Annotated in this window: 13 protein-coding genes; 4 read left to right on the plus strand and 9 right to left on the minus strand. The window is 69.9% G+C overall.

Annotation, left to right across the window (positions count from 1 at the left end; all coding sequences use genetic code 11):
• The first annotated feature begins 30 nt into the window (after positions 1–30).
• The 3 genes from ACFYPC_RS32420 (at position 31) to ACFYPC_RS32430 (ending at position 2,616) form a co-directional block, all read left to right on the plus strand.
• Complete coding sequence (locus ACFYPC_RS32420; protein ID WP_391890001.1) at positions 31–753, plus strand: GntR family transcriptional regulator; 723 nt, start codon at positions 31–33, stop codon at positions 751–753.
• A gap of 179 nt (positions 754–932) precedes the next feature.
• A complete protein-coding gene (locus ACFYPC_RS32425; protein ID WP_391890004.1) occupies positions 933–1,349 on the plus strand; it encodes a gamma-glutamylcyclotransferase in 417 nt (138 codons plus the stop codon).
• 10 nt (positions 1,350–1,359) lie between these two features.
• Complete coding sequence (locus tag ACFYPC_RS32430) at positions 1,360–2,616, plus strand: Zn-dependent hydrolase (RefSeq protein ID WP_391890007.1); 1,257 nt, start codon at positions 1,360–1,362, stop codon at positions 2,614–2,616.
• Between the two features lie 242 nt (positions 2,617–2,858).
• Here ACFYPC_RS32430 and ACFYPC_RS32435 read toward each other — a convergent pair whose 3' ends face one another.
• From ACFYPC_RS32435 to ACFYPC_RS32455, 5 genes are all read right to left on the minus strand, one after another.
• The gene (locus tag ACFYPC_RS32435; RefSeq protein ID WP_391890010.1) at positions 2,859–3,668 is read right to left on the minus strand and encodes a creatininase; all 810 of its coding nucleotides are present in this window, start codon (positions 3,666–3,668) and stop codon (positions 2,859–2,861) included.
• An 88-nt stretch (positions 3,669–3,756) separates the two neighbouring features.
• Positions 3,757–5,316, minus strand: coding sequence for an amidohydrolase family protein (locus ACFYPC_RS32440; protein ID WP_391890013.1), 1,560 nt, complete (start codon positions 5,314–5,316; stop codon positions 3,757–3,759).
• Between the two features lie 627 nt (positions 5,317–5,943).
• Positions 5,944–6,606 carry an NADPH-dependent F420 reductase gene (locus ACFYPC_RS32445; protein WP_391890016.1) on the minus strand — a complete coding sequence of 221 codons (663 nt, stop codon included), beginning with the start codon at positions 6,604–6,606 and terminating at the stop codon, positions 5,944–5,946.
• A gap of 169 nt (positions 6,607–6,775) precedes the next feature.
• Positions 6,776–6,988 carry an EF-hand domain-containing protein gene (locus ACFYPC_RS32450; protein WP_391890096.1) on the minus strand — a complete coding sequence of 71 codons (213 nt, stop codon included), beginning with the start codon at positions 6,986–6,988 and terminating at the stop codon, positions 6,776–6,778.
• 49 nt (positions 6,989–7,037) lie between these two features.
• A complete protein-coding gene (locus ACFYPC_RS32455; protein ID WP_391890019.1) occupies positions 7,038–7,952 on the minus strand; it encodes a MerR family transcriptional regulator in 915 nt (304 codons plus the stop codon).
• 57 nt (positions 7,953–8,009) lie between these two features.
• On the opposite strand from ACFYPC_RS32455, the gene ACFYPC_RS32460 reads away from it, so the two are divergent.
• On the plus strand, positions 8,010–8,648 hold the full coding sequence (locus ACFYPC_RS32460; RefSeq protein WP_391890022.1) for a GNAT family N-acetyltransferase: 639 nt from the start codon (positions 8,010–8,012) through the stop codon (positions 8,646–8,648).
• 22 nt (positions 8,649–8,670) lie between these two features.
• Here the strand turns inward: ACFYPC_RS32460 and ACFYPC_RS32465 are convergent, their stop codons facing one another.
• From ACFYPC_RS32465 to ACFYPC_RS32480, 4 genes are all read right to left on the minus strand, one after another.
• Positions 8,671–9,855, minus strand: coding sequence for a hypothetical protein (locus tag ACFYPC_RS32465; protein ID WP_391890025.1), 1,185 nt, complete (start codon positions 9,853–9,855; stop codon positions 8,671–8,673).
• On the minus strand, positions 9,855–10,796 hold the full coding sequence (locus ACFYPC_RS32470; protein WP_391890027.1) for a polysaccharide deacetylase family protein: 942 nt from the start codon (positions 10,794–10,796) through the stop codon (positions 9,855–9,857). The genes ACFYPC_RS32465 and ACFYPC_RS32470 overlap by 1 nt, the downstream gene beginning before the upstream one ends.
• A 182-nt stretch (positions 10,797–10,978) precedes the next feature.
• Positions 10,979–11,587, minus strand: a complete 609-nt coding sequence (locus ACFYPC_RS32475; protein ID WP_391890098.1) for an ATP-binding protein — start codon at positions 11,585–11,587, stop codon at positions 10,979–10,981.
• 273 nt (positions 11,588–11,860) lie between these two features.
• Positions 11,861–12,628: an enoyl-CoA hydratase/isomerase family protein gene (locus tag ACFYPC_RS32480; protein ID WP_391890030.1), complete on the minus strand. Its 768-nt coding sequence runs from the start codon at positions 12,626–12,628 to the stop codon at positions 11,861–11,863.
• Positions 12,629–12,691 lie beyond the last annotated feature (63 nt).

The raw sequence follows: 12,691 nt of genomic DNA on the forward strand, positions 1-12,691 counted from the left end.
GACCCCCGATCCCAGAAGGTTGAACCGACCATGGACAGCAGGCCGAGCGACTCCGGCCTCAGCGAGGTGGACGCCCTGCCGACCGAGGTCCGGCGGATGCACACCTACGACCACGTCTACCGGCGCCTGCGCAAGGCCCTGGCCACCGGCAACATCCCCGCGGGCACCCGCCTGCTGGAGACTGAGCTGGCCGCGCGGCTGGGCGTCAGCCGGACCCCGGTGCGCGACGCGCTGCGCCGCCTGCAGAGCGACGGGTTCGCCGAGCGCGGCGTCGGCGGAGGTCTGTGGTCCCGCCCGCTCGACCCGGAGGACGTCGAGAATCTGTTCCTGGTGCGTGCCGAACTCGACGAGCTCGCGGCCCGGCTGGCCTGCGAACGAGCCAAGCCGGAACAGTGGCAGGAAGCCAGGGGCTTACTCACCGCCATGGACGAGGCCGTCACCGCGCACGGCCCGGCCTCGAACGCGTTCAGCGAGGCACACCTGGCCTTCCACACCGCCATCTACCGCGTCGCGTTCGGGGCCAGGTTCGCCGGCTTCCTCGACAACCACCTACTGCAGTACCTGGAGATCGCCGCCGACCTGAGCTACCGGCAGCCCGCGCACACCCAGCCCCCGGTCCACCAGCACGAACTGCTGCTGAAGGAACTGGCCAGTGGTGACACCGCGCGTGCGGTCGCCGCCGCCGAAGCCCACGTACGGCGCAGCGAGGCGGACGCCCGGCAGGCAGCGGCCGAACCCGAGACGACCGCCTAGGCCGTGCTCCGGAAGTCGCGCCGGCGGCGGGACTTCCGGAGCGCAGCCAGTCCCACGAACACCCCACACCAGTACATCCCTTCCACTCCGTTCCACGGGGCGGACGCGCGATGACGCATGCGCGCCACCGGCACAGGGTCAAAGCGGCCTGCCCCGCCCTCCCACGAAAGGTGCTTCCCATGAGACGCATGTTCCTCAACGGCACGGCCATGTCGGGCCAGAAGGACCATGGAGCCGTCATCGGTGCCACGTTCCTCGGTCCGGCCCGCACCGCCGCCGGCTACCGCTTCTTCGCCGTGCGCGATTCCTTCCCCGGCCTGCTGCCCGTCGAGTCCGGCGGTCTGTCGATCAACGGCGAACTGTACGAGATGCCCGACGAGATGCTCTTCGACCAGCTGCTGCCCGAGGAGCCCCAGGAACTCGAACTCGGCTCGATCCAGCTCGAGGACGGATCCACCGTGCACGCGATGATCCTGCAGCCGGAGCGGATTGCCGCCCCTGACAAGGTCGTCGACATCGCGGACCTCGGCGGATGGCGGGCCTACCAGGCTCACCTGGCAGCGAACGAGCGTGCCGGTGACCTCCTCGGCCGCTGAGCAGGAACCCGTGACCGCCCCGTCCGGGCCCCGCATCGACGGCGAACGGCTGCTGGCGCGAATCCGGCGGCTCGCTGCTATCACGGACGGCAGACACGGCGGGGTGACCCGCCCGGCCTACTCCCCGCAGGATGCCGAGGCCCGTGACGTGGTCGCCCGTTGGCTGACCGAGGCAGGGCTGGCCGTACGGACCGACCAGGCGGGCAACCTGTTCGGCCGACTGCCCGGTTCAAGCGGCCGCCGGGCAGCACTCGTCACGGGCAGCCATCTGGACACCGTCATGGAAGCCGGGCCCCTGGACGGCGCCTACGGCGTCCTGGCGGCCGTCGAGGCGGCGGACGCGTTGCGTTCCGCCGGCATCCGCCTCGGCCACGACCTGGTCGTCGCGGCGTTCAGCAACGAGGAAGGCGCCTGGGGGACGCCCGGAATGACCGGGTCCAAAGCGGTCGCAGGGCTGATCACCGCCGCGGACCTGTCCAGGGCGGACGACGAGGGAATGACGCTCGCGGCCCGGATCGCGGCGGGCGGCGGCGATCCCGGCCGCCTCGTCGAAGCAGTCTGGGACGCGGCCGACGTCGCCGCTTTCCTCGAACTGCACATCGAGCAAGGGCCAGTCCTGGAGGGCCTGGGCCGGAGGATCGGGGTGGTCACCGCGATCACCGGGCAGGCCAAGGCCGACATCACCATCACCGGCCAGGCCAACCACGCGGGCACCACCCCCATGGGCGAACGGCAGGACGCCGCCGTCGCCGCCGCCCACCTTGTTCTCGCCGTCCAGTCCCTGGCCGCGGACGGTCACGTGCAGAGGGCCACCACCGGCGTCGTACGGACCGGACCAGGTGTCCGCAACATCGTCCCGGGCCGGGCGGTACTCGGCGTCGACGTCAGGGACACCGAACCGCACCGGATCACCGACGCCCTGGAACGGCTGGCGGACGCCGCTCGCGCTGTCGCCCGGCTGACCGGCACAACCATCGAGCTGCGCTCCGGCCCGGTCGTCACCCCGGTGCCGGCCGACCGCTGGCTGGCTGGATGCGTAGCGGCGGCGGCCGGCGAACTCGGTGTGCCCCCTCACAGTCTGCACAGCGGCGCCGGACACGACGCTCAGATCATGGCGCGGCTCGCGCCGACCGCGATGATCTTCATCCCGAGCACGGGCGGCCTGAGCCACTGCCCTCAGGAGGCCAGCACCCCCGACGACCTCGTCCTGGGCGCCGACACCCTGCTGCGCGCCCTGATCCGAGCCGACCGCACCGCCCCGGCGTAGGACCACGCCCTTCCCCCCGGCGGCTTCCGTCCCCGTCTGGGGAGGGGGGAAGGCGGCCCGTTCCACAGTCGCCTTGCCCTCCGGCCGGGAGGCGGCCGCGAGCACGGCCTCGACGCCTCCGTCCGCCGCCGTGGTGGCGTGCGACGGGATCGCGCCCTCCCTGCGTCCAACGGTGACTTGGGCGGCCTGGCTCGGCGGCTTCGGCTCAGTCGGCTGTGGCGGCCCGCCCCCGTGCCTTGGTCCTACGCGCCGGCCGCGCTCGATGCCGGGAATTCCGTTTCGATGATGTCCAGGATGTGCTCGCTGATCCGCTTGGCCAACAGCTTTCCCTTCTCCGCACTCGCCTTGGTGGGCGAGGCAAGGACGCCACTGGCGGTGGACATCGTCGTGTCGATCGGCACCACGTCATAGGGCGGATGCCGAAGCGGCGCGTCGTCGCGGATCCGGTCTTCCCGGATGGCACCGGGCCGCAGATAGGCGAACAGCGAGGTCTCGATGAGCGAAGCATGTTCCAGTTCGAGACCGGGGAAGCCATCCGGGAACAGCTCCGCCAGATCCTCTTCGGAGAACTGCGGCAAGCCCTGCTCCACCACCACAATCTTGACCTGCGGGTGGCGTTCAGAGACCAGGAAGGCCGGCTCGTACACGAATCCGGCATTCTCGAAGTGCCAGTTGTAGACAACGATGCGAGTGAAGCCCACGCGCACGAGTTCGTTGAGCACGTCCTCCAACACCGCCATCAATGTGGTGGCGCGTAGCGAAAGCGTGCCAGGAAAGTGCTGGCCGCCTCCGCTGCCGGGACGGGAGCGGTAGCCCAGCCGGAGCGCCGGACCCACGACGAAGTGCCGTTCGGCCGCGGCGAGCCGCAACAGCGCCTGTGGAATCGCCCAGTCCGCGGACACCGGTAGGTGCGGGCCGTGCTGCTCGGTTGCCCCCACCGAGATGACCACGGGAGTATCCCGCCGGGCCTCCTCGTCGATCTCCTGCCATGTCATCCACTCGTACTCAGCGGTCCCTGCGCCGATCTGTGGACACATCAGGTCGTCGATCACTTCGACCCCTTCCTCGTCGTCACGCGCGACGCGCCCGGCGCTGTCGCATCGGTAATGAGCGGGTGGTTCCGGCCCCGTTTCACGGCGGTCAGAGGTTGTTCCATGACGCCCTCTGCTGCGTGAATTCCCGCCATTTCCGCCACGGGGGGCCGGTGTAGAAGCGGGCCACAGCGGCCTCGAGCGCCGCGGCAGCGGATTGGCGGTCCTGTTGTTCAGGGCCTTGCCGACCGGCCATGAATCGGCGTAGTTCGGTCCGCATCGCGGAGCTGTCGACCTTGGTCGTACGGCCTTCGGCGAAGACGAGTTCGCCGTTGACGTACACCTGCCGCAACGCAGCGGGTCGTGTCCGTCGTACGACGGCATCGATCTGTTCGGCCGACGGGTCGAGGTAGGCGCCGGTGACCGATTCCCAGTCCAGCACCAGGAAGTCCGCGGCATAGCCCGGCTCCAGGCGGCCGATGCGGCCGGCGAACGGTGTGGTGGCCGCCGAGCCCTCCAGCGCCATGTCCAGTACTTGGGCCGCAGTGGTACGCGCGGTGGTGTCCTGACCGGGTGCCTGTGCCAGCGCCCACGCCAACCGGATCTCGTTGAACATGTCTCTGTCGTCGGCAAGACCTGCCTCGTCGATCCCGAGTGCCAGCCGGACGCCATTCGCCCGTAGCAGCGCCGTTGGTGCCAGGCCGCTGCGGAGCCGCAGGTTGCTGCTGGGGTTGTGGCAGACGAGCGTGCCACTGGCAGCCAGCAGCTCGATGTCGGATTCGTCGATCCACACGGCGTGGCCGAGGGTCAGCCGAGAGGACAGCAGTCCGCGTTCGTGCAGGTACCGCACTGCGGTGCGGCCGCCGGGGAGCTGGGCGGCGTAGACCTCTTGGTAGGGCGTTTCGGAGAGGTGCATGTGCATACCGATGTCGTCGCGCGCGGAGATCTCGGCGGCGGCCAGCAGCAGTTCCTCGCTGCACCAGTGCAGGTTCGCGGGCGCGAGCTGGATGGCGATGCGGCCGTCGGCGGCCCCATGCCACTTTTCGCGCAGGCGCGTGTAACTCGACGCCAGTTGCTCTTCGGGGGGTTCGTAGCAGGCGGGCTTCAGCATGCGCACTGCCGCCTGCTCGGCCGGCGAGAGCGAAGCGATGAACTGCTCGTCGTCGGAGTACACGAAACGGTTCTGGTCCGTCAGTCCCCGGGAATAGGACACCCTCATGCCGACGTCGGCGTACGCCCGCAGCACGGCCGTGTCCTCCGCCCCATACTCCTCCGGGTCGCCGCGCAGGCGCCCGTTGAGGTGTTGGACTGTGGTCACGCCGCCGGCGAGAAGGTCCTCGGCACCGCACACGGTGTCGAGGTAGGGATCCACCGCCGGTGGCCCGTGCCTGCGGGCGATCCACAGTTCGAGCGAGTCGTCGGGCACCCCGAGCTGGGTGGGGGTGAGTCCGACATGGTGGTGAGCGTTGACCAGTCCGGGCATGATCAGAGAAGTGGTGGCGTCGATCTCGACCCCGTCACCGTCGAGGTCGGGCAGGTCCGCACGCGGTCCTGCGTACCGCACCGTCCCGTCCTGGATGACGAGTGCGGCGTCGCGGATCACGTGTGCGGTGCCCTGGTGTGAACCGGTGAGCAGGCGCCCCACAAGAATCACTGTCGTGGTTGTCATCGAACGCCACCGCCCCTGAGCTGTGAAAGAGCTTCGTCACGAAGCCTCCCTGCAGGGCCACACTTCAGCGGTCATTCATAACGTTCTCGTTAAGCCGCATGACGCACCCGTTAAGGAGTTGACGGGAGGCCTGTTACCGCCAGCCTCCCAAAGGCGTTCCCGACCTGTTCGAAGTGCCGTAATGTCTGATTCATTCCGATCTCGGGTCGCTGGAGTTGACGGTCCGCCAGGGCCCCGACCGAGAACGAACCGAGTACTGAACTGCCAAAAGGCCCCGCCGGCGGCATGTGCGCCCGGCAGTGAAGAGTGGCTCACGAAATGGACATCGGCGTGTCACTCAGGCGAAACAGGCTTCCTTAATTTCTGTCGCGCGACAGGAACGCACCTGGGTGTTCCCGGTTGCAGCGATCTACGCCCGGGTCTCCTCGGCCCGGGTCGTCGGGCGCGGCGAGGACGACGCCGTCGCCTACAGGGCCGGTACCAAGTGCCGTCTGTGTCGTACGGACAGCGCTACGGTGCGGCCCGGGACTCGGTGAGGACCGAGCCACCGGACGGGCCGCACCAGACCCTGGGACCGAGGATCACACGGACCCGTGTCAGCCCCTCCCCCATGCCGGCCAAGCCCCGTCAGGCGCGGAAGCCCGCCGGACGCTCCGGCGACGCCTCGGCCAGGGCCTTCGTCACTGCGGCGGTGTCCTCCGCGAGGCCGTACACGGGGGTGTCGGGCTGCTGACGCCAGGAGTCGTCGAGACCGCCGGCGTCCACGGTGTCGAAGCCGAGTTCGTCGATGAGGGTGCGGACGACGCGCTTGGCGGCCTCGTCGTCGCCGGCTACCGGGAGGGCGATGCGGTCGGGGGCGCCCGCCGGGCGGGGGAGATCCAGGAGGTTCTGGGCGTAGATGCCGTTGAAGGCCTTGATGACGGGGTGGCCGATCTGCTGCTCCGTCCAGCGGCTCTCGGTGAGGCCGTCGTCCTCGATGGCGGCGATCCTGCCGTCGCGCTGCTGCGGGTAGTAGTTGCCGGTGTCGATGACGGTGACCCCGTCCGCCGCCTCGTCGAGCAGCCCGGAGGGCAGGTCCGGCACCGCCTTCACGGGGATCGTGATCACGACGACCTCGGCTCCGCGCGCCGCGTCCTCGACCTTGACGGCTGTCGCGCCGGTCTCCTCCGCCAGGGCGGCGAGGGTTTCCGGGCCGCGGGAGTTCGCAACGGAGACGTCGTGGCCGAGGGCGGTGAGACGCCGGGTGAGGTTACCGCCGATGTTGCCCGCGCCGATGATGCCGATCTTCATGAGACAGACCCTTCTGGGGTGAATGCTCCTGACATGGATCATCAACCCCGGGGACCGGGCCCGCTATTCCACCGGCCTCGGCGAACAAGTGACCAACGAGTGACCAAGGAGAGCGGCCCATGCCGAAGGGGCGCCCCCGCAGCACGGCAGCGCCCCTTCTCCGCATGGCTCACTTGTTGAGGTGGGACCAGAACTCCTCGAACGACAGGAGCTTGTCGCCGTTGAGGTCGCGGCTGGCGATCACGGCCTCCGCGACCGTCTCGGTGACGTTCCAGTCCCCGCCCTGGGCGAGAGCGGTCTTGAACTCGGCGGCCGTGATGAACCCGTCCCCGTCCGTGTCGATCCGCTCGAAATGCTTGCGTGCTTCCTCGATGTCCGCCACCGGATCCGCCCCTTCGTAGTGCATTACTGCCTCGTCAACGGAGGTCAGATTATCGGGCGCGCCCGGCACGGAGTGCGGCGACCACCCAGGCGAACTCCTCCCGGTGCGCGGACAGCGGCTCCGTGCCACGAACCAGTGCGTTCAACTCCCGGAAGCGGGCCACTTCCACCTGCGCGGCAGACTCCAGGCGTTCCAGTACGGCGGCTCGATCGGCGTTGCCCAGCAGCGCGACCAGCACTTCCTCGGCCTCGGGCGACTCAGGGGCGACGCCGCGTTCCCGTGCCTCGACCGCGAGCTGCACCAGCCGGCTCATGAACCACAGGGAGGTACCGGCCGGCACCTCCGGCCCCCGGTCCGCCGCGTTGAACTCGATCATTTTCCGCATACGTGCACGGAAGCCCAAGTCCTGCAACATTTCTGCCAGTTCGACCCAGGCGTCCACCTGCGCGGGCGTGGGGTCCTCGGGCAGCTCGGCGATGCCGAACCGTATCCGGGTGCGGATGTCGGGGTCCGCGGTGTCCAGGCCCGCGAAGGCCTCCTCCATGAAGTCGTCGGTGATCCGCTTCCGCTCGGCGGCCGACAGCCGCGCCAGCTTGTTCATCAGGGTCGTCTCCTCTGCGGTCGAGCCGCGTCGCGCCACGGTCGACAGCACCGCCCGGGTCACCTTCAACGATCGGATCTGCGCGTCCAGTGCGGCGACATGCGTGGCGGCGACCTCCGCGACCGTGGTCTCGCCTGCCAGGACACGGCGTACGTCGTTCAGTCCGAGGCCCAACTCCCGCAACGTACGGATGAGTTGGAGGCGGGCCACGGACGCGGCGTCGTACAGCCGGTAGCCACCCGTCGAACGGGCCACCGGGGGCAGCGCGCCCTCGTCCGACCAGTAGCGGATGGTGCGCACCGACAGACCCGTGCTCCGGGCGAGCTCGCCGATGGTGAACAGTCCGGTGCCGTCTTCGATCATGTCTGGGAGTCTGGGCCTTCCAGTGGGTGGAGACTCAAGTGCGAGGGACGGGGCGTCATGGCTGACACTCTGCGCGACATTCTGGACGCGGCGGCGCGGGGCGTCTTCCCGCCGGCCGACGGCGGCACGACTGTCGTACGCCAGCACTCCCACCGCGACGCCGGGGTCCTGGCCTTCACCGCGCACTCCGTCGTCTTCACCGACGAGGACGAGGAGTGGGTGCGCGGCACCCTGGACGGGATCGACTGCGACGCGCTCGCCGCGACGATGAACCCGCGGTTCCTCGCGGCGTTCATGGACCGGACGGCGCGCTCGAACGACACGATCGACCTGCTCACCGTCGCCGCGCCGCTCCCGGGGGAGCCGCGGCTCGCGCTGACCGAGATCCACGACCCCGAGCATCACCGGGTCGCTCGGGCGCTCAGGCATCGCGACAAGGTACGGGTGTGGGCCGCCGACGGCGGGGTGCTGATCCTCGGGCGCGGAGTCGCCGGGCGGCTGGAGGCCGCGGTGGAGGTCGACGAGGCCGTACGGCAACGGGGGCTGGGGCGTGCGCTGGCCGCGGCGGCGCGGCAGCTGGGCGGGGGCGAGCCGGTGTGGGCCCAGTTGTCGCCGGGGAACGCCCGCAGTGTGCGGGCGTTCCAGGCGGCCGGTTACGTTCCGGTGGGCGCGGAGGCGCTGCTCACCGCGCACTGAACCTCGTACAAATGCCGTTCGGTCAGCGGAAGATGCCGGTGTGGCCGAGTGAGTAGCGGCCCGGCTGCGGGTACACGGCGAGGCCGTGCGGGCCGCTGCCGACCGGGATGCGGGCGAGCTGGACGCCGGTGCGGGTGTCGATGGCGTACACCTCGGCGTCGTAACGCCCGGACAGCCACAGGACCTTGCCGTCGGCGGAGACGCCGCCCATGTCGGGGCTGCCGCCGTCCGGCAGGTGCCACTTCTTGGTCAGCTTGTTCTGGGCGAAGTCGAAGACGGAGACGGAGCCCTCGCCGCGGTTGGAGACGTACATCTCGCGGGAGTCGCGGCTGACGTACAGGCCGTGGCAGCCCTTGCCGGTGGGGAGGAGGGTGGGCTCGGTGAACCTGTCGCCGTCCAGGACCCACATGCCGTCGGCCATCATGTCGGCGATGTAGAACTTCTTGCCGTCCGGCGAGATCTTGACGTCCTGCGGCATCGCGCCGTCGAACGGGAGCTTCTGCTTTCCGATCACCTTCATCTTCTCGGTGTCGACCTTGAGCAGTTCGCCGCTGAACTCGCAGGAGACGACGAAGTAACGGCCGTCGGCCGAGAAGTCGGCGTGGTTGACGCCGTAGCAGCTGACCGGTTCGGTCTTGATGCGCTTCATGGTGTGCGCGTCGCGGAAGACCAGTTCGCGGTCGAGGGAGGCCATGACGACGGAGTACTTGCCGTTGGGCGTGAAGTAGAGGTTGTACGGGTCGTGCACCTCGACCTCCTTGCCCACCTTCCCCGTCTTCGGGTCGATGGGGGTGAGCGTGTGGCCGCGGTTGTTGTTGACCCAGAGCGTCTTCATGTCCCAGGAGGGGACGACGTGTTGGGGCTGGCGGCCGACGTGGAGGGTGTCGATGACCTTGTACGTCTTCGGGTCGATCACCGAGACGGTGTCGGACCCGGTGTTGGGGACGTAGACGCGGGACGGGAAGTCCTTGACCGCCGGGGAGAGCTTGCCCGGGCGGTCGGCGGCGTAGACGTCCGTCGGGTCGAGCACGGGAGGCATGCCGGGCAGCCCCTGGGCGGCCTGCGGCTTCTTGGGCGGGGCCGGCTCGACGGCACCCTTGGTGCCGAGGGCCTCGTTCGCGTGGTCCCCGGACTCGGTGCCGCAGGCGGCGAGGACGGCCAGGGCGGCGCCCGCGACCAGGGTGCGCTTCGTAAGGTTCCGGTGCATCAGCTCAGCAGCTCCGTGGTGGTGACCGCGCGCAGGCCGCGGCGGTTCAGGTCTTCCAGGACGGCGGGCAGCGCGGCGACGGTGTCCACGTACCCGAAGTGCAGGCTCACCACGGATCCGTTACGGACCGCGCCGGTGATCCTGCGGGTGACGGCGGGGGCGCCCGGCGAGGTGAAGTCGAGCGGGTCGACGTCGTAGGAGAGGACGTGCGGGTAGCCCGCGCCGCGGGCGAGGCGGGCGACGAGCGGGGAGGCGTGGGCGGTACGGGACGGTCTGAACCAGGTACCGATGGAGCCGGTCAGCCGGCGCAGCCGCTGCGCACAGCCCCGGATCTCCGCGTCCGCCTCCGCCTCGGACAGCGCGTTGATGTCGAGGTGCCGGAGGGTGTGGTTGCCGAGGTCGTGGCCGCCGTCGAGGATGCGGCGCGCCAGGTCGGGGTGCTCGTCGAGCCAGCTTCCGACGGCGAGCACGGTGATGTGGGCTCCGCCCTTCTCGGCCTCGTCGAGGACCGCCCTGGCGATGGCGGGGTCGCCCTGGCCGTGGAAGGTGAGGGCGACTCGGGGTCGGGTGCGGGGGCCGTGGACGATCTCCACGGGCTGATGCGGGAAGCGGCGGGGCGCGGCCGCGGGCGCGGCCGGGTGTGCGCTACCGGCGGGGGCGGCGGGGTGTGCGCTACGGGCGGACGCGGCCGGGGATGCTCTGCGAGTGCGGTCGGCCGGGGATGCACTCCGAGCGCGGTCGGCCAGGGGTGCGGCGGCCCCGGGCGCGGAGCATCCGGCGGCGAGCGTCCCGGCCGCGACGACCGCTCCGACCGCTCCGACCGCTCCGACCGCGAGCGCGGCACCCGAACGCAGCGCCGCACGCCGGTCAGGCGCCGTACGCGGAACGCTTCCTTCGGTGGGTGGCCCAGGAGGGCGAGCGGGCGTGGTCACCCGGCCCATTTAAGGGTGAATTGCCAGAAATACTCGCAATTGCACCAATTGGGGGACGGGTCGCGGGAAGCGCACCCTGGGAGCACTGGGGTCTCGAAACCGCGCAGTAGGGGCTTGGCGTCTGCCGCTGGCAGCGGTCAGGGCTTGGCCGTCACGAAACTCCAGCGGCCAGGGTTCCCGTGCATGCGGGATCAGCGGTCGGCGACGCGCATTTCGAACCAGGTGGTCTTGCCGCGGGGCAGTAGGTCGACGCCCCAGCGGTCGGAGAGCTTGTCGACGAGGAAGAGGCCACGGCCGCTCAGGTCCATTTCGTGGACCGGCATCAGACAGGGAAGGCCGCGCGAGGGGTCGCGGACCTCGATACGGATCCATCCGCGCCGACGGCGCATACGGAGCCCGAAGACACGGGCGCCGGTGTGCCGTACCGCGTTGCCGACGAGCTCGGAGACCAATAAGACGGCGTCCTCCGTCATCTTCGGCGAGAGCCCCCAGTGCCGCAGGACGACTACCTGGGTGAGCCGCCGCGCGGTGGCCGCGGACTCCGGGCGGGACGGCAGCGGCACCTCCGCCTCGACCGGGTTGCCGAACAACTCGACCGCCTTGAGCGCCTGTTCGTCTTCGACCGCAGGCGTCCAGCGCGCCGCGGTCGCACTTACGTGCCGCCGCGGCGGTTCGATACCTTCCAGCCCCGCCATGCCCCCATCATGGCCGCCCAGAGGCCCTTTCGGGGCCGTTCCGAAGGAATACGCCCCCCGGAATCTCCCATTCCGCGGCAGCAGGTCGGCATATGCCACAGGCAGTTCGGACCTCACCACAGCCCATCTGACCTGCTAGGACTGCCCACTTGAGGGCAATCCCCGGTCTCCCTCGACAAGGCTGCCTTAAGGTTGCCTTAAGGCTCGCCTAATCCAGCCCTTCGAGGGACACCGGGTAAGACACCTCGTCAACTGCAAGTGGATAAGCGGAACTTACCGTGCGAGTTCTGCCGGACTCACGGTGGACAGTCCAGGGACCCACGAGTGACGATCCGGCGTCCTCACGGTGGGCAGTCCGAGGAACTCACGGTGGACGATCTACCGGAACTTCGCCTTCCCCGGCCCGTCCTCCACGAAGCTCCGCATCCCGCGCTCCCGGTCCTCCGTCGCGAACAGCCCGGCGAACCAGTTGCGTTCGATCGCGAGCCCGGTGTCGATGTCGGTCTCGAGACCCGCGTCGATGGACTCCTTCGCGGCACGCAGCGCGATCGCCGGTCCCTGCGCCAGCCGCGCGGCCCACGCGTGCGCCTGGGCGTACACCTCCTCGGCGGGGACCACCCGGTCCACCAGGCCCAGTGACAGCGCCTCGTCGGCCTTCACCATCCGCCCGGTGAAGATGAGGTCCTTCGCCCGCGACGGGCCGATCAGCCGGGACAGCCGCTGGGTGCCGCCCGCGCCGGGGATCACGCCGAGCAGGATCTCCGGCTGGCCGAGTTTCGCGTTCTCGGCGGCGATGCGGTAGTCCGCGCACAGCGCCAACTCGCAGCCCCCGCCGAGCGCGTACCCGGTGACCGCCGCGACGACGGGCTTGGGGATGCGGGCGACGGCGGTGAAGGAGTCCTGCAGGGCCCGGGACCGTACGACCATCGCCGCGTGGTCCATGGCCTGCATCTCCTTGATGTCCGCGCCCGCCGCGAACACCTTCTCCCCGCCGTACAGCACCACCGCGCGCACGTCGTCCCGGCCCGTGGCCTCCTCGGCGAGCTCCTTGAGCCGGTCCTGCGTGGCGACGTCCAGCGCGTTCATCGGCGGACGGTCGAGCCGGATGGTGCCGACGCCCTCGGCAACTTCAAGATGCACAGTCATGGCAGCAGGTTAGTGGCCGTTAACGACATCGGGCCCGGTGTGCTCAGTCACAGCACACCGGGC

Source organism: Streptomyces sp. NPDC005808 (assembly GCF_042871385.1).
In the GTDB taxonomy this organism is placed as follows: domain Bacteria; phylum Actinomycetota; class Actinomycetes; order Streptomycetales; family Streptomycetaceae; genus Streptomyces.